Here is a 15,696-nt window from a genome sequence, read left to right on the forward strand (position 1 = left end):
AGCATAACCGCAGACTCGTGGCTCTGGTATTCTCGTCGGCATGAAAAAAACTCTCCCTTTAAGCCTGATCGCAGCCCTCGGTGAAAACCGCGTGATCGGCGTCGACAACAGCATGCCCTGGCATTTGCCGGGGGATTTCAAATATTTCAAGGCCACCACGCTCGGCAAGCCGATCATTATGGGGCGCAAGACCTGGGATTCCTTGGGCCGACCGTTGCCGGGGCGCCTGAACATTGTGGTCAGCCGTCAGACCGGCTTGGCGCTGGAAGGTGCGGAAGTTTTTCCGTCACTGGACGCGGCGGTTGAGCGGGCAGAAGCCTGGGCGCTGGAACAGGGCGTGGATGAGCTGATGCTGATCGGCGGTGCGCAGTTGTATGCGCAAGGGCTGGAGCAGGCGGATCGCCTGTATTTGACGCGGGTGGCGTTGAGCCCGGCAGGCGATGCCTGGTTTCCGGAGTTTGATTTGAACCAATGGAAGCTGGTGTCAAACGTCGAGAACCTGGCTGAAGGCGATAAGCCTGCCTACAACTTCGAAGTCTGGGAAAAAGCTTAAAAGCATCGCAGGCAAGCCAGCTCCCACAGTTGACCGAGTTCTCCTGAGGAAACCGATTCAACTGTGGGAGCTGGCTTGCCTGCGATAGCGGTCTATCAGACCTGCGCTAATTCAGCATGCTCATCAGCATCCAGCAGCGCTTTATCCGTCTGCCCCATGATCTGGCTGGTAATCGCCCCGGCGGTCATCGAACCATTCACGTTCAACGCCGTGCGGCCCATGTCGATCAACGGTTCCACGGAAATCAGCAGCGCCACCAGTGACACCGGCAAGCCCATCGCCGGCAGCACGATCAGCGCGGCGAAGGTCGCACCGCCGCCCACGCCTGCCACACCGGCCGAACTCAGGGTCACAATCGCCACCAATGTTGCGATCCACAGTGGGTCCAGCGGGTTGATGCCCACGGTCGGTGCGACCATCACCGCCAGCATGGCCGGATAGAGACCGGCGCAACCGTTCTGGCCGATGGTCGCGCCAAACGAGGCGGCAAACCCGGCGATGGACTGCGGGATACCCAGGCGACGAGTCTGCGCTTCAATGCTCAGCGGAATGGCGGCTGCGCTGGAGCGGCTGGTGAAGGCAAACGTCAGCACCGGCCAGACCTTGCGGAAAAACCGCAGCGGGTTGATCCCTGCCAGCGACAGCAACAGGCCATGCACCACAAACATCAGGCCCAGTGCCAGGTACGAAACCACCACAAAGCTGCCGAGCTTGATGATGTCTTGCAGGTTGGAGCCGGCGACCACTTTGGTCATCAGTGCCAACACACCGTAAGGCGTCAGCTTCATGACCAGGCGCACCAGACGCATTACCCAGGCTTGCAGAGTGTCGATGGCGTTGAGCACTTTCTGGCCCTTTTCCACGTCATCCTTGAGCAGTTGCAGCGCGGCAACCCCCAGGAATGCGGCGAAAATCACCACGCTGATGATCGACGTCGGCTTGGCGCGGGCAAGATCTGCAAACGGGTTGGCCGGCACGAACGACAGCAGCAGCTGCGGGATATTCAGGTCGGCCACCTTGCCGGCGTAATCGCTCTGGATCACTTGCAGGCGTGCCATTTCCTGGGTGCCGGCCACCAGGCCCTCGGCGGTGAGGCCGAACAGGTTGGTCAGGCCGATACCGATCAGCGCCGCAATCGCGGTGGTGAACAGCAGCGTGCCGATGGTCAGGAAGCTGATCTTGCCCAGGGACGAGGCGTTATGCAGGCGCGCCACGGCACTGAGGATCGAGGCGAACACCAGCGGGATCACGATCATTTGCAGCAATTGCACGTAGCCATTGCCGACCAGATCAAACCAGCTGATCGAGGCCTTGAGCACCGGGTTGCCGTCGCCATAAAGGGTGTGCAGCACCGTACCGAACACCACGCCCAAGACGAGGGCAAACAGCACCTTCTTGGCGAGGCTCCAGTTGGTGCGACGGGTTTGTGCCAGGCCCAGCAACAGGGCCACGAACACCAGTAAGTTGAGAATCAGGGGCAGATTCATTGAAGCTCCGTTGAGAAGGCAGCCAATCGCGCGAGCCTGCGATTGCGAACCGGGAAGCCTAACAGTTTGAAATATATTGATTTAATACCAATATGGAATGTCGACTGTCGTTTTTGGAATAAGCATTTGGCGCTCAGGCACATGCCCTTGGCGTTATCACGACGCAAGCGGTCGTGCTCGGGCGATAACTGTCATACAGATTTGTTAGCGTCGATGTCTTTCACTCAGGGATAAAACGCTTATGAAGCTCGCGCCAAAACTACTTGCCGCTGCCTTCTGCCTCGGCCTCGTCAGCCAGGCATTTGCCGCCACCGAGTTGAAACACTGGCCGGCGCCCGCCGCCGAGCAACTGAACAAGATGATCGCCGCGAATGCCAACAAGGGTAACTTCGCGGTGTTCGACATGGACAACACCAGTTACCGCTACGACCTCGAAGAGTCCTTGCTGCCCTACATGGAAAACAAGGGCCTGATCACCCGCGAGAGCATGGACCCGTCCCTGAAGCTGATGCCGTTCAAGGACACCGCCGACCACAAGGAAAGCTTGTTCAGCTACTACTATCGCCTCTGCGAAGTCGACGACATGGTTTGCTACCCATGGGTTGCGCAGATTTTCTCGGGCTTCACCCTCAAGGAACTCAAGGTCCAGGTGGACGAGCTGATGGCTTCCGGCAAGCCGGTGCCGGTCACCTATTTTGAAGGCGACGTGGTGAAGAAATCCGAGGTACAGCCGCCGAAAGTCTTCACCGGCCAGGCCGAGCTGTACAACAAGCTGATGGAAAACGGCATCGAAGTGTATGTGATGACCGCCGCCTCCGAGGAGTTGGTGCGCATGGTCGCCGCCGACCCTAAGTACGGCTACAACGTCAAACCCGAGAACGTGATTGGCGTGAGCACCTTGCTCAAAGACCGCAAGACTGGCGAGCTGACCACGGCGCGTAAGCAGATCACTGCGGGCAAATATGACGAGAAGGCCAACCTTGGCCTCGAACTCACCCCGTACCTGTGGACGCCGGCGACGTGGATGGCGGGTAAGCACGCAGCGATCCTGACTTACATCGACGAGTGGAAAAAGCCGGTGATCGTCGGCGGTGATACGCCGACCAGCGACGGCTACATGCTGTTCCACGATGTGGACGTGGCCAAGGGCGGTGTTCACTTGTGGATCAACCGCAAGGACAAATACATGACCCAGCTTAACGGGATGATGGCCAAGCACGCGGCGGCGCAGGCCAAGGAAGGGCTGCCGGTGACGGCGGATAAAAACTGGGTGATCGTGAAACCTGACGAGATTCAGTAATACCGAGGCGCCTGCTTCGCGAGCAAGCCCGCTCCCACATTCGACCGCATGCTCATGTTGGAACTCGGTCAAGTGTGGGAGCGGGCTTGCTCGCGAAAGCAGTGTGCCAGGCCATACATGAGTCGGCTGGCCCACCGCCATCGCAGGCAAGCCAGCTCCCACAGTTGATCTCTGTAGTCTGGGGGATTTTCTTCAGGCAAAAAAAATGCCCCGCACGTGGCGGGGCATTTTTATGGGCGGGGCTTACAGGCCGTCAAGCATCGCCTTGTTACGCACAGCACCTTTGTCGGCACTGGTGGCCAGCAGGGCATAGGCTTTCAACGCGGTGGTGACTTTGCGCGGACGCTTCTCCACCGGCTTCCAGCCTTTTTTGTCCTGCTCGACGCGGCGTGCAGCCAGTTCTTCGTCACTGATCAGCAGGTTGATCGAGCGGTTCGGAATGTCGATCAGCACCTTGTCGCCATCCTGTACCAGACCAATCGCACCGCCGGCAGCAGCTTCCGGCGAGGCGTGGCCGATGGACAGGCCCGAAGTACCGCCAGAGAAACGCCCGTCGGTCAGCAAGGCGCAGGCTTTGCCCAGGCCCTTGGACTTCAGGTAGGACGTCGGGTAGAGCATCTCCTGCATACCCGGGCCGCCTTTCGGGCCTTCGTAGCGGATGATCACGATGTCGCCTTCTTTCACTTCGTCGGCAAGGATGCCGCGTACCGAGCTGTCCTGGCTTTCGTAGATCTTGGCGCGGCCTTCGAACACGTGGATGGATTCATCCACACCGGCGGTTTTCACCACGCAGCCGTCGAGGGCGATGTTGCCGTACAGCACGGCCAGGCCGCCTTCTTGCGAGTAAGCGTGCTCGACACTGCGGATGCAGCCGTTTTCACGGTCGTCGTCCAGGGTTTCCCAGCGGGTCGACTGGCTGAACGCGGTTTGGGTCGGGATACCCGCCGGGCCGGCCTTGAAGAAGTGATGCACCGCTTCGTCGTCAGTCTGGGTGATGTCCCACTTGGCGATGCCTTCGGCCAGGGATTTGCTGTGCACGGTAGGCAGGTCGGTGTGCAACAGACCGCCACGGGCCAGCGAGCCGAGGATCGAGAAGATCCCGCCGGCGCGGTGCACGTCTTCCATGTGGTACTTCTGGATGTTCGGCGCGACTTTGCACAGTTGCGGCACGTGACGGGACAGGCGGTCGATGTCGCGCAGGTCGAAGTCGATCTCGGCTTCTTGCGCGGCGGCCAGCAAGTGCAGGATGGTGTTGGTGGAACCGCCCATGGCGATGTCCAGGGTCATGGCGTTTTCGAACGCCTTGAAGTTGGCGATATTGCGCGGCAGCACCGACTCATCGTTTTCGGTGTAGTAACGCTTGCACAGCTCGACGATGGTGCGGCCGGCCTGCAGGAACAGCTGTTCGCGGTCGCTGTGGGTGGCCAGCGTGGAGCCGTTGCCCGGCAAGGCCAGGCCCAGGGCTTCCACCAGGCAGTTCATCGAGTTGGCGGTGAACATGCCGGAGCACGAACCGCAGGTCGGGCAGGCGCTGCGTTCGTATTCCGCGACCTTCTCGTCAGAAGCGCTGGAATCGGCGGCGATGACCATGGCGTCGACCAGGTCGAGGCCGTGGGAGGCGAGCTTGGTCTTGCCGGCTTCCATCGGGCCGCCGGAGACGAAGATCACCGGGATGTTCAGGCGCAGGGCGGCCATCAACATGCCAGGGGTGATCTTGTCGCAGTTGGAAATGCACACGATGGCGTCGGCGCAGTGGGCGTTGACCATGTATTCCACGGAGTCGGCGATGATCTCGCGGCTCGGCAGCGAATACAGCATGCCGTCATGGCCCATGGCGATGCCGTCATCCACGGCGATGGTGTTGAATTCCTTGGCTACGCCACCGGCGCGTTCGATTTCGCGGGCGACCAGTTGGCCCAGGTCCTTGAGGTGGACGTGGCCCGGTACGAACTGGGTGAACGAGTTGGCAATCGCGATGATCGGCTTCTTGAAGTCGTCATCTTTCATCCCCGTGGCACGCCACAGTGCGCGGGCGCCGGCCATGTTGCGGCCGTGGGTGGATGTTTTCGAGCGGTAATCTGGCATGGAGCACTCCGGGCGGCTAATCAGGTAACTACTAATCAGGTACTACTGGGGAGTGAGCTTCTATTGACGTCTGGAACACCCGAAAAATGGCCGTGGTGTCCAAAAGTTGCCACTCGCGTCGCGGGATCGCCGCTTGCTTGGGCCTCGAGCTCATAAACCCGCCGGGGGATGACTGGCGATGAATAGGCCGATTCTACACCGCTGGTGGCTGGAGGGAATGATCGAAACCGTGAAGATAGCGGCTACAGGACGTGTGGGCGTCGTTTGATCAGCGCATTCAGGGCGAGCCCGGCGGCACTCAGGATTAGAAAGCACAGGGCTAGCGCGGTGGTCAGGTTGGTGGTGGCCAGGTTGATCACCAGGCTGATCAGGCCGCCGCACATGAAAATCAGCAAGCTACCGGCAGAGGTCGCCGTGCCAGCCAGTTGCGGGTAGAGGCTCATGGCCTTGGAGTTGGCGATGGGTCGACAGATGGTGGTGCCGGCTGTGCAGATCAACATCGGGATCAGCACCGTGGCGGCCGACAGGCCGAACTGCCAGGCCAGCCAGAGCATGACCAGGCCTGACACAGTGATCAGCAACAGGCCGGTGTTGATTTGCCGGTCGGCGTCCATTTTGCGATGCAGGAAACTGGCAATCACTCCGCCGCAGACGTAGGCTGCGCCGTACAGCAGCAATGCCCAGGCGAATTGATAGGTCGACAGGTTCAAACGCTCCATGAAGATCAGGGGCGACATCACGATAAACGAGAAATGGCAGGCAAAGGCCAGGGCGGAAATCAGCCAATAGCTGACGAAACGGAGGTCGGAAAACAGCAGCCAATAGCCGCTGAAGAACTGTAGCGGTGAAGGGCGATGGCTGCTGCGCGAGTCGTGCAGCAGGTGTGCGGACCAGAGCCACACCACTATGGCCAACACGATAAACACGTAAAAACTCGCCTGCCAGCCGCCATAAATTTGCAGCCAGGTGCCCATCAGTGGCGAGCTTGAGATGAACACTCCGCCGGCAGTGGTCATCCAGATTCGAATCCGCTGCAGTTCCCGTCCTGTAAACAAGTCCTGGATCAGCGCCTGCGACAGGGCAAACGCCCCGCACCCTACGGCCTGAACCACGCGAAAGCCGATAAACCAACTGAAATCCGGAGCCAGCAAACAACCGGCTGCACCCAACGCCGATAAAGCAATGCCTGCCAGCAGCAGTTTTTTGCGGCCGAACATGTCAGACAACGGACCTATCAGCAGCAACGAGACGGCCAGGCCAATGGCAAAAATACTGACGGACTGGGCGATTTCTGAAGGCGTGTGGCCAAAGTGATTGGAGAGGGCGGGAAAGGATGGCAGGACTACGTCGAGGGGGAAGACGGCGAGCAGCGTCATGGTCATCAACAGTACGATGAAATATGACTTGTTTGATGTGGCTGTACTAATAGGCATCGACCGGACCACTCTATCCTTCCTTGTTGGGGGGGAGAGAGTCGGTTTGGCGGTAAGGGAAGTCAATGGAAGTGGCAGTAGGAAATAGCTGAAAGGCCCGTAGGATCAGTCGTTGACTGTTCCTACGGGAACCATCCTGTTATCAGCTATTAGGCAACAACCGGCACGTAATGCTCTTGATATAACGCGTCTCGGCAATCGCCGGGTGCACCGGATGGTCCGGGCCCTGGCCGCCGCGTTCGAGCATCTGGATATTGCGGTCCAGGTGACGGGCGCTGGTCAGCAGGATGTTCTGCAGGTCGTCTTCCGGCAGGTGCATGGAGCACGAGGCGCTGACCAGGATGCCGTCCTTGCTGAGCAGGCGCATGGCTTGCTCGTTCAGGCGGCGGTAGGCGCCTTCGCCGTTCTTCATGTCTTTTTTGCGTTTAATGAAGGCCGGTGGGTCGGCGACGATCACGTCGAAGCGTTCTTCGCTGGCTTTGAGTTCCTTCAGGGCTTCGAACACGTCGCCTTCGATGCAGGTCATCTTCTCGGCAACCCCGTTCAGCGCAGCGTTGCGCTCTACGCCGTCGAGGGCGAAGGCTGAGGCGTCGACGCAGAACACTTCACTGGCACCAAAGGCCGCAGCTTGCACGCCCCAGCCGCCGATGTAGCTGTACAGGTCGAGTACGCGTTTGCCTTTGGCGTACGGGGCCAGGCGTGCGCGGTTCATGCGGTGGTCGTAGAACCAGCCGGTCTTTTGGCCCTGGATCACCGGGGCTTCGAATTTCACGCCGTTTTCTTCCAGCGCGACCCACTCCGGCACCAGGCCGAACACGGTTTCGACGTAGCGGTTGAGGCCTTCGGCGTCGCGCGCGGCGGAGTCGTTCTTGAACAGGATGCCGCTTGGCTTGAGCACTTGGGTCAACGCGGCGATCACGTCTTCCTTATGGGCTTCCATGGTTGCCGAGGCGATCTGCACCACCAGGATGTCGCCGAAACGGTCGACCACCAGGCCCGGCAACAGGTCGGAATCACCGTAGACCAGGCGGTAAAACGGCTTGTCGAACAGGCGGTCACGCAGGGACAGCGCGACGTTGATGCGGTGCACCAGCAACGACTTGTCCAGCGGCAACTTGATGTCACGCGACAGCAGACGGGCGCAGATCAGGTTGTTCGGGCTCATGGCCACGATGCCCAAAGTCTTGCCGCCGGCCGCTTCCAGGATAGCCTGGTCGCCTGCCTGGAAGCCGTGAAGTGGGGTGGCGGCCACGTCGATTTCGTTGCTGTAGACCCACAGGTGGCCGTTGCGCAAACGACGATCGGCGTTGGCTTTGAGACGCAGGCTTGGCAGGGACATGACGTCGCTCCGGAAAAAAGAGCGGGAGTATACCCTGTTGTGCGGCTGTTCTGTGGGAGCTGGCTTGCCTGCGATGCGGACGGCGCGGTGTATCTGACGTACGGCGGTGATGCTTTCGCAGCGGTGCGGCGACCCGACAAGCCAGCTCCCACGTTTGATCCGGTTCCAGTTCGGTTTTTGGGTGTCGGCCGGGTCTTCATAAAGGTTAGAATTCACGCCTAGTCCAGAGTGTGTATTTATGTCCCCAGAGCTTTCCGCCGAGCAGATCCAACAGGCCCTGCAAGGCATCAGCGTGCCGCCTCAACCGCAAATCATGGTGGATTTGCAGATGGAGCAGTACATGCCCGACCCGGACCTGGAAGTGATCGCGCGGTTGATCTCCCAGGACCCGGGCCTGTCCGGCGCGCTGCTGAAGATCGTCAACTCGCCGTATTACGGCCTGAGCAACAAGATCGCCTCGATCCAGCGCGCGGTGAACCTGCTGGGCAGCCGCTCGGTCATCAACCTGATCAACGCGCAGTCGATCAAGGGCGAGATGAGTGACGACACCATCGTTACGCTCAACCGCTTCTGGGACACCGCCCAGGACGTGGCCATGACCTGCCTGACCCTGGCCAAGCGCACCGGCTCGCAAGCGGTCGACGAGGCCTATGCCTTGGGCCTGTTCCACGATTGCGGCGTGCCGCTGATGCTCAAGCGCTTCCCCAACTACATGGCGGTGCTGGAGCAGGCGTATGCCAATGCCGGCCCGGATTGTCGGGTGGTCGACACCGAGAACCACGCGTTCAACACCAACCATGCCGTGGTGGGTTACTACACCGCCAAATCCTGGCGCCTGCCGGAGCATGTGACCGACGCGATCGCCAACCACCACAACGCCCTGGCGATCTTCAGCGATGAGTCATCGCGCAACCCGCAACTTAAAAACCTGCTGGCGATCCTCAAGATGGCCGAGCACATCTGCTCGTCCTGCCGCGTGCTGGGTAACCAGTCGGCGGACCATGAGTGGGATGCCATCGGCCATCTGGTGCTGGATTACGTGGGCTTGTCGGACTACGACTTTGAAAGCCTGAAGCTGTCCATTCGTGAACTGGGCGCCCACTGACCCTTTAATCAAGAGGTACACATGCCCGAGTTACCCGAAGTCGAAACGACCCGCCGCGGGATTGCGCCGCATTTGGAAGGCCAACGTGTCAGCCGGGTGGTGGTGCGTGAGCGGCGCTTGCGCTGGCCGATCCCGGAAGACCTGGATGTGCGCCTGTCGGGGCAGCGCATCGTGCTGGTGGAGCGGCGGGCCAAGTACCTGTTGATCAATGCTGAAGTGGGCACGTTGATCAGCCATTTGGGGATGTCGGGCAATTTGCGCTTGGTGGAAGTCGGTTTGCCGGCGCTCAAGCATGAGCACGTGGATATCGAGTTGGAGTCTGGCCTGGCGCTGCGCTACACCGACCCTCGGCGTTTCGGTGCGATGCTGTGGAGCCAGGACCCGCACAACCACGAACTGCTGCTGCGCCTGGGGCCGGAGCCGTTGACCGAGCTGTTTGATGGCGAGCGTCTGTTCCAGCTCTCGCGTGGCAAGTCGATGGCGGTGAAGCCGTTCATCATGGACAACGCGGTGGTGGTGGGCGTGGGCAATATCTACGCGACGGAAGCGTTGTTTGCGGCGGGGATCGATCCGCGCCGGGCTGCGGGCGGTATCTCACGCGGGCGCTACTTGAAGCTCGCGATCGAGATCAAGCGCGTGCTGGCAGCGGCCATCGAGCGGGGCGGCACCACGTTGCGGGACTTTATCGGCGGCGACGGGCAACCGGGGTATTTCCAGCAGGAACTGTACGTCTACGGCCGGGGCGGCGAGGCGTGCAAGGTCTGCGGGAGCGAGTTGCGCAATGTGGTGCTGGGGCAGCGGGCGAGTGTGTTTTGCCCCAAGTGCCAGAGCTGAATGCCGGGTGATGGCTGATGTCGCCATCGCAGGCAATAAATAACTTCAGGCCTTGCCGGTAATCAACCGGTACTTCTCCATCAACTGCTCTTCAGTCTCCGGCCGTGCTTCATCCAGCGGAATGCAATCCACCGGGCACACTTGCTGGCACTGAGGTTCGTCGTAGTGGCCGACGCACTGGGTGCACAGGTTGGGGTCGATCACGTAGATCTCTTCGCCCTGGGAAATCGCAGCGTTCGGGCACTCGGGTTCGCAGACGTCGCAGTTGATGCAATCGTCGGTGATGATCAGGGACATGGAAACTCCTGCCAGGGCTGTCAGCCAGGGCATCTGAAAACTAATGCGCGCAATTGTGCCGCATTGGCGCCCGCAGTGCGAGCGGGCGCCGGTTGAGCGGTCTTACTTCTTGAAGCGCAGGGTCAGCGCATCGGCCACGGCCGGGTGCACGAACTTGGTGATATCTCCGCCCAAAGCGGCAATTTCACGCACCAACGTCGAGGAAATGAACGAGTAACGCTCAGACGGCGTGAGGAACAGACTTTCCACGTCCGGCGCCAGTTGGCGGTTCATGTTGGCCAGCTGGAATTCGTATTCGAAATCCGACACTGCGCGCAGACCACGCAGGAACACATTGGCGTTCTGCTCTTTGGCGAAATGCGCGAGCAACGTGGAAAAGCCCACCACTTCCACGTTGGGCAGGTGCTTGGTGACCTCCTGCGCCAGCTCCACACGCTGTTCCAGGGGAAACAACGGGTTTTTCTTGGGGCTGGCCGCGACCGCGATGATCACATGGTCGAACAAGCGAGACGCACGTTCGACCAGATCGCCATGGCCTTTGGTAATCGGGTCGAAGGTTCCTGGGTACAACACTCGGTTCATCGCGTCGTCCTGGCGGAGTCCGTTGGGGAACCGGATGGTATCGCAGCATGCCCGGTGGGCCAAGTCGACTTATGTAGATAGATACCGTGAATACCCGGTTTTTTCATGCCGTTTTCAGACGTTCGGCCAATGCCGTCGCCAGTTGCGCAGTCAGCCCGTACACCGATAATTGCGGGTTGGCGCCAATGCTGGTGGGGAACAGCGAGCCGTCGTGGATCGACAGGTTACGCAATTGATGATGACGGCCGAGGCTGTCGGCCACCGCGTTTTTCGGGTCTTCGCCCATGGCGCAACCGCCCATCACATGGGCGCTGCCCAGCGTGGTGCGGTGCAGTTCCAGGCTCAGCCCGTCGATCAGGCTGCGCGCTTCGGCCAGGGTATTTACGTAGCGTGCATCGTGATGCAACGGCTTGACCGACTTGGCGCCCGCCGCGAACTGAATCTCGGCCATGGTATGAAACGCACGGCGCAGGCCGTCCCAGGCGTAATCCGAGACCTGGTAGTCGAGCACCGGCGTGCCGTCGCCACGTAGTTCCACCGCGCCACCAGGGCTGTCGGGGTGAAAACCGTCGCGCAGCAGGGCGAGCATGGCGTGGGTGTGGGGCAACTGGCTCATGTCCAGCGCGTTTGCGGTGCCGTAGCCACCGAACAGCGTGCTGACCAGGCCAGGATGCAGCGGCGGTGCCTCCAGCTTGTAGGACATTTTGCCGGTGGTGCCATCCTGCCACTGGAAGTGGTCGGAATAGATCGACTGCGGCGCACCATAGAACGGGTTGATCACCTCGTTGAACTGCCCGGCGGAGAAATTCACCAAGTGCAGGAAGGTACGCTTGCCCAACCGCGAATGCGGGTCGGGCGCGCTCGAGCGCATCAACAGCGCCGGGCTGTTGATGCCGCCGCCCGCCAGCACGTAATGCTTGGCCTTGACCGTGATTTTGCGCCCGGTAGGCGCCACGCAACGTTCATCCATGGCCACGCATTCAAGGCTGCTGATGGTGTCGCCGCTGTATTTCAGGTGCTCGGCGCGGGCCAGGTAGAGCAGTTCGCCGCCCTTTTCCAGCGTAGAGGGAATGGTGGTCACCAGCATCGATTGCTTGGCGTTGACCGGGCACCCCATGCCGCAATAACCCAGGTTGAAGCAGCCGCGCACGTTGCGCGGGATCACGTGCCAGCTATAGCCGAGCTTTTCGCAGCCTTTGCGGATCACATCATTGTTGGCATTTGGTGGAATGGCCCAGGGGGCGATGCCCAGGCGTTGTTCCATCTTTTCGAACCATGGCGCCATTTCGGCGCTGCTGTGGCCTTTGACCGCGTATTCACTGGCCCAGTGGGCGAGGGTGGCGTCGGGTGTACGAAAGCTTGAGGTCCAGTTGATCAGCGTGGTACCGCCGACGGCACGGCCCTGCAGGATAGTAATCGCGCCGTCCTTGCTCATGCGGCCGATGCCTTCCTGATAGAGGCTGGCGTAGGCTTCGTCTTCGAGCAGCTTGAAGTCGCTGCTGGTCTTGAGGGGGCCTTCTTCGATCAGCAGCACTTTGTAGCCCGCGGCACTGAGGATCTCGGCAGTGGTGCCGCCACCCGCGCCACTGCCGATGATGGCCACGTCGGCTTCCAGGGTCAGGTCATTGCTGAGGGCGGCGCCATTGTGAGTTTTCCAGCCACGGGCCAGGCCATCGCGGAACAGATCGGGTACGGGCATAGAAGTGCACTCTTATTTTTATGCGTTAAACGCTACGAAGTTACGGTCAATGTGGGAGCGGGCTTGCTCGCGAATACGGTCTATCAATGTAAGAAATCATTGACTGACCCACCGCTTTCGCGAGCAAGCCCGCTCCCACATGTTTGAGCGGGTTGCCAGGCTTAGATCTTTGGTGGTCCGGGGTAGCCGCAATGCGCCCAGGATGCCGGCCGGAAGTACCAGGCCATGATCACCAGCTTGAGCAGCGAGCCCTGGCCCATGCGCAGCAGGTTCAGGTAGCTGTTTTCCCAGCGGTGCAGGAAGTTGCGGATCTGATCGCTGCTGGCGTTTTCCCAACTGCCCCAAATGCCGGTCAACGGGCCACGGGTGATGCCCATGCTCAGCACGTCGAACAGCTGCTGGGTGAGCTTGAACATCTCCGGTGACAGGTTTTGCAGGCTGTAGTCGAGTTTTTTCAGGGTGTCTTCGATGCCGGCGACCACGTCCTGGGCGCTGGCCGCGCCTTCGAGCAGCACCGGGATGATCGCGCGCAAAAACGGCAAATCACTGCTGCGCAGCATCGCAAAGCCACTGGCCGGAGTACTGCTGGAACAGCCGCTGAGGCTGGCCCCCAAGCCGGCGGTGGCCAGGAACGCACTGGCGCACAGGCCGATTTTCAGGACGCCGCGCCGTGACAGCGCAGGTGTTTCAGTCAGGCTAGGGTTCATTCTTATTGTTATCCCGAGGGTGGCGGAATCAGCGGATAAACAGCTTCTGGATCAACTTCTGGATGGCTTTGCCATAAGGCGGGTAGATCAGTTTTGCCGCGTTCAGGCGCTGTTTGACCAGCACACCCTTGGCCTTGCTGAACGTGAGGAAGCCTTCATGGCCGTGGTAATGGCCCATGCCCGACGGGCCGATACCGCCAAAGGGCATGTCGTCCTGGGCCACATGCAGCAGCGTGTCGTTAAGGCAAACACCGCCGGAATGGGTCTCGTGGAGGACGCGGTTCTGTTCGCCTTTGTTGTAGCCGAAGTAATACAGAGCCAGTGGGCGAGGGCGCTGGTTGATGTAGGCAAACGCCTGGTCGAGGCCGCGGTAAGGCACGATAGGTAGCAGCGGGCCGAAGATTTCATCCTGCATCACCGTCATCTCGTCGCTGACATTCAGCAACAGGCTATGGGCCATACGCCGTGCCTGGCCTTGGTCATACAGCGCAATCACGGTGGCGCCCTTGTCGGTGGCGTCTTTGACGTAGGCATTGAGCCGGGCCTGTTGCCGCTCATTGATGATGGCGGTGTAGTCCGGGTTGTCGGCCAGTGTCGGATAAAACCCGCGAACGGCGTTGCTGTAGGCCTCGACGAAACCGTCAACGCGGTCTTCCGGCACCAGCACGTAGTCGGGTGCCACACAGGTTTGCCCGGCATTCAGGCATTTACCGAAGGCGATGCGCTCGGCGGCGTCCTTGAGTGGCACATCGGCGGAAACAATAGCCGGCGATTTGCCGCCCAGTTCCAGGGTGACCGGTGTCAGGTGCTCGGCGGCCGCGCGCATCACATGCTTGCCGATGCTGGTGGCGCCAGTGAACAGCAGGTGGTCGAAGCGCAGTTTGGAAAATGCCATGCCCACTTCAGCCTTGCCCAGCACCACGCACACCAGGTCTTCGGGGAAAATCTTCGCCAGCAACGCCTTAAGCAGTTCGCCCGTGGCGGGCGTGGATTCGCTGAGTTTGAGCATCACCCGGTTTCCCGCCGCCAACGCCCCGACCAACGGGCCAATGGCCAAGTACAACGGGTAATTCCAGGGCACAATCACCCCGACTACACCCAGCGGCTGGTAGATGACTTTGGCTGAGGCCGGTTGGAAGGCAATGCCTACCGCGCGCCGGGAAGGTTTCATCCAGCCTTTGAGGTGTTTGCTGGCGTAGTGAATGCCATGCAGGCTGGGCATCAATTCGGCGAACAGCGTTTCGTCTGCGCTGCGGTGGCTGAAGTCCTGGCTGATGGCATTGATCAATGCCTGGCGTTCGTCGCTGAGCACATCGCGCAAAGCCTTCAGCCATTGCTGACGCTGTGCAGCGGGCGGCATCGGGTTGACCGCGTAGGCGTGACGTTGGGCGTCGAACAGGTCCTGGAGTTGATCCAGCGCCTGGGAATCTTGCAGGTAGGCAACGTTGGCAGACATGGCGCAGTTCCCGATTGTTATAGGTCTGCCTGGATTTTTAGAGTCATTGCTCTAAATTGTCAAATGTCATTGCAGCAACATGCGGATTTATCCTGACAAGGATAGGCCGTAAGATGCCCCATCCCGTGTTCAGAAGCTGATCCCCTATGGCACCACGAGTAAAGACCAGCGAGCGCATTGTGCAAACCAGCCTGGAGCTTTTTAACCAGCAGGGTGAGCGCAGCGTCAGTACCAACCATATCGCCGCCCATATGGAAATTTCCCCGGGCAACCTGTACTACCACTTCCCCAACAAGCAGGCGATCATCGCCGTGCTGTTTCGTGAGTACGAAGCGTTGGTGGACAGTTTTCTGCGCCCGCCCCAGGGCCGCGCCGTCACCGTCGAAGACAAGCGCTTTTACCTGCAGGCCGTGCTGGCCGGCATGTGGCGTTATCGCTTCCTGCATCGGGACCTCGAACACCTGCTGGAAAGCGACCCGGAACTGGCCACCGGTTACCGGCGGTTTTCCCAGCGCTGCCTGATCCAGGGTGGGGCCATTTACCAAGGGTTTGTCGACGCCGGCATCCTCAATATGGACCCGGTGCAAACCGAGGCCCTGACCCTCAATGCCTGGATTATCCTCACCTCGTGGGTGCGGTTTCTGTGCACCACCAATGAAAACTCCGCGCACTTGAGCGCCGAAGCGATCAAGCGTGGTGTGTATCAGGTGCTGGTGCTGGAGGCGGGGTTTGTCACGCCTCAGGCGAAAGAGGCGGTGGATGCGCTGTTCAAAGAGTTTTACGTGCCGTTGAACCAGGCACTGGAAGAAGTGAAGTAGG

At 60.3% G+C, this 15,696-nt stretch carries 14 protein-coding genes; 5 read left to right on the forward strand and 9 right to left on the reverse strand.

Features of this window, described 5'->3' with window-relative positions; genetic code table 11:
- Positions 1 to 40 precede the first annotated feature (40 nt).
- Positions 41 to 553 (forward strand): dihydrofolate reductase, encoded by a 513-nt coding sequence (locus tag BLV67_RS17685; RefSeq protein ID WP_069787079.1) that lies wholly within the window; start codon positions 41 to 43, stop codon positions 551 to 553.
- Between the two features lie 95 nt (positions 554 to 648).
- Here BLV67_RS17685 and BLV67_RS17690 read toward each other — a convergent pair whose 3' ends face one another.
- Complete coding sequence (locus tag BLV67_RS17690; protein WP_065912243.1) at positions 649 to 2,040, reverse strand: L-cystine transporter; 1,392 nt, start codon at positions 2,038 to 2,040, stop codon at positions 649 to 651.
- Positions 2,041 to 2,281: 241 nt separating this feature from the next.
- Between BLV67_RS17690 and BLV67_RS17695 the strand changes: the two genes are divergently transcribed.
- Positions 2,282 to 3,340: an HAD family hydrolase gene (locus BLV67_RS17695; protein ID WP_065912241.1), complete on the forward strand. Its 1,059-nt coding sequence runs from the start codon at positions 2,282 to 2,284 to the stop codon at positions 3,338 to 3,340.
- Positions 3,341 to 3,583: 243 nt separating this feature from the next.
- Here BLV67_RS17695 and ilvD read toward each other — a convergent pair whose 3' ends face one another.
- The 3 genes from ilvD to BLV67_RS17710 form a co-directional block, all read right to left on the reverse strand.
- The gene (gene ilvD / locus BLV67_RS17700; protein WP_017139479.1) at positions 3,584 to 5,425 is read right to left on the reverse strand and encodes a dihydroxy-acid dehydratase; all 1,842 of its coding nucleotides are present in this window, start codon (positions 5,423 to 5,425) and stop codon (positions 3,584 to 3,586) included.
- 242 nt (positions 5,426 to 5,667) lie between these two features.
- The gene (locus BLV67_RS17705; protein ID WP_065912239.1) at positions 5,668 to 6,858 is read right to left on the reverse strand and encodes an MFS transporter; all 1,191 of its coding nucleotides are present in this window, start codon (positions 6,856 to 6,858) and stop codon (positions 5,668 to 5,670) included.
- A gap of 142 nt (positions 6,859 to 7,000) precedes the next feature.
- Positions 7,001 to 8,197: a class I SAM-dependent rRNA methyltransferase gene (locus tag BLV67_RS17710; protein WP_003213799.1), complete on the reverse strand. Its 1,197-nt coding sequence runs from the start codon at positions 8,195 to 8,197 to the stop codon at positions 7,001 to 7,003.
- A 292-nt stretch (positions 8,198 to 8,489) separates the two neighbouring features.
- On the opposite strand from BLV67_RS17710, the gene BLV67_RS17715 reads away from it, so the two are divergent.
- The gene (locus BLV67_RS17715; RefSeq protein ID WP_176727923.1) at positions 8,490 to 9,302 is read left to right on the forward strand and encodes an HDOD domain-containing protein; all 813 of its coding nucleotides are present in this window, start codon (positions 8,490 to 8,492) and stop codon (positions 9,300 to 9,302) included.
- Positions 9,303 to 9,323: 21 nt separating this feature from the next.
- Positions 9,324 to 10,136 carry a bifunctional DNA-formamidopyrimidine glycosylase/DNA-(apurinic or apyrimidinic site) lyase gene (gene mutM / locus BLV67_RS17720; protein WP_065912235.1) on the forward strand — a complete coding sequence of 271 codons (813 nt, stop codon included), beginning with the start codon at positions 9,324 to 9,326 and terminating at the stop codon, positions 10,134 to 10,136.
- Between the two features lie 45 nt (positions 10,137 to 10,181).
- Here the strand turns inward: mutM and BLV67_RS17725 are convergent, their stop codons facing one another.
- The 5 genes from BLV67_RS17725 to BLV67_RS17745 form a co-directional block, all read right to left on the reverse strand.
- Positions 10,182 to 10,433 carry a YfhL family 4Fe-4S dicluster ferredoxin gene (locus tag BLV67_RS17725; RefSeq protein ID WP_029300613.1) on the reverse strand — a complete coding sequence of 84 codons (252 nt, stop codon included), beginning with the start codon at positions 10,431 to 10,433 and terminating at the stop codon, positions 10,182 to 10,184.
- Positions 10,434 to 10,535: 102 nt separating this feature from the next.
- Complete coding sequence (coaD, locus tag BLV67_RS17730) at positions 10,536 to 11,015, reverse strand: pantetheine-phosphate adenylyltransferase (protein WP_003195136.1); 480 nt, start codon at positions 11,013 to 11,015, stop codon at positions 10,536 to 10,538.
- A gap of 103 nt (positions 11,016 to 11,118) precedes the next feature.
- The gene (locus BLV67_RS17735) at positions 11,119 to 12,714 is read right to left on the reverse strand and encodes a GMC family oxidoreductase (protein WP_069787078.1); all 1,596 of its coding nucleotides are present in this window, start codon (positions 12,712 to 12,714) and stop codon (positions 11,119 to 11,121) included.
- 161 nt (positions 12,715 to 12,875) lie between these two features.
- Positions 12,876 to 13,421: a hypothetical protein gene (locus tag BLV67_RS17740; protein ID WP_056857678.1), complete on the reverse strand. Its 546-nt coding sequence runs from the start codon at positions 13,419 to 13,421 to the stop codon at positions 12,876 to 12,878.
- Positions 13,422 to 13,449: 28 nt separating this feature from the next.
- Positions 13,450 to 14,877: a coniferyl aldehyde dehydrogenase gene (locus BLV67_RS17745; protein WP_069787077.1), complete on the reverse strand. Its 1,428-nt coding sequence runs from the start codon at positions 14,875 to 14,877 to the stop codon at positions 13,450 to 13,452.
- A gap of 146 nt (positions 14,878 to 15,023) precedes the next feature.
- On the opposite strand from BLV67_RS17745, the gene BLV67_RS17750 reads away from it, so the two are divergent.
- Positions 15,024 to 15,695 carry a TetR/AcrR family transcriptional regulator gene (locus tag BLV67_RS17750; protein WP_025859550.1) on the forward strand — a complete coding sequence of 224 codons (672 nt, stop codon included), beginning with the start codon at positions 15,024 to 15,026 and terminating at the stop codon, positions 15,693 to 15,695.
- The last annotated feature ends 1 nt before the right edge of the window (position 15,696 follow it).

The sequence above is a fragment of the Pseudomonas salomonii genome (assembly GCF_900107155.1).
In the GTDB taxonomy this organism is placed as follows: domain Bacteria; phylum Pseudomonadota; class Gammaproteobacteria; order Pseudomonadales; family Pseudomonadaceae; genus Aquipseudomonas; species Aquipseudomonas salomonii.

Bases quoted from the DNA above. Each gene is read 5' to 3' on its own strand.
- BLV67_RS17685 (WP_069787079.1), top strand. From the start codon at position 41: ATGAAAAAAACTCTCCCTTTAAGCCTGATCGCAGCCCTCGGTGAAAAC.
- BLV67_RS17690 (WP_065912243.1), bottom strand. From the start codon at position 2,040: ATGAATCTGCCCCTGATTCTCAACTTACTGGTGTTCGTGGCCCTGTTG.
- BLV67_RS17695 (WP_065912241.1), top strand. From the start codon at position 2,282: ATGAAGCTCGCGCCAAAACTACTTGCCGCTGCCTTCTGCCTCGGCCTC.
- ilvD (WP_017139479.1), bottom strand. From the start codon at position 5,425: ATGCCAGATTACCGCTCGAAAACATCCACCCACGGCCGCAACATGGCC.
- BLV67_RS17705 (WP_065912239.1), bottom strand. From the start codon at position 6,858: ATGCCTATTAGTACAGCCACATCAAACAAGTCATATTTCATCGTACTG.
- BLV67_RS17710 (WP_003213799.1), bottom strand. From the start codon at position 8,197: ATGTCCCTGCCAAGCCTGCGTCTCAAAGCCAACGCCGATCGTCGTTTG.
- mutM (WP_065912235.1), top strand. From the start codon at position 9,324: ATGCCCGAGTTACCCGAAGTCGAAACGACCCGCCGCGGGATTGCGCCG.
- BLV67_RS17725 (WP_029300613.1), bottom strand. From the start codon at position 10,433: ATGTCCCTGATCATCACCGACGATTGCATCAACTGCGACGTCTGCGAA.
- coaD (WP_003195136.1), bottom strand. From the start codon at position 11,015: ATGAACCGAGTGTTGTACCCAGGAACCTTCGACCCGATTACCAAAGGC.
- BLV67_RS17735 (WP_069787078.1), bottom strand. From the start codon at position 12,714: ATGCCCGTACCCGATCTGTTCCGCGATGGCCTGGCCCGTGGCTGGAAA.
- BLV67_RS17740 (WP_056857678.1), bottom strand. From the start codon at position 13,421: ATGAACCCTAGCCTGACTGAAACACCTGCGCTGTCACGGCGCGGCGTC.
- BLV67_RS17745 (WP_069787077.1), bottom strand. From the start codon at position 14,877: ATGTCTGCCAACGTTGCCTACCTGCAAGATTCCCAGGCGCTGGATCAA.
- BLV67_RS17750 (WP_025859550.1), top strand. From the start codon at position 15,024: ATGGCACCACGAGTAAAGACCAGCGAGCGCATTGTGCAAACCAGCCTG.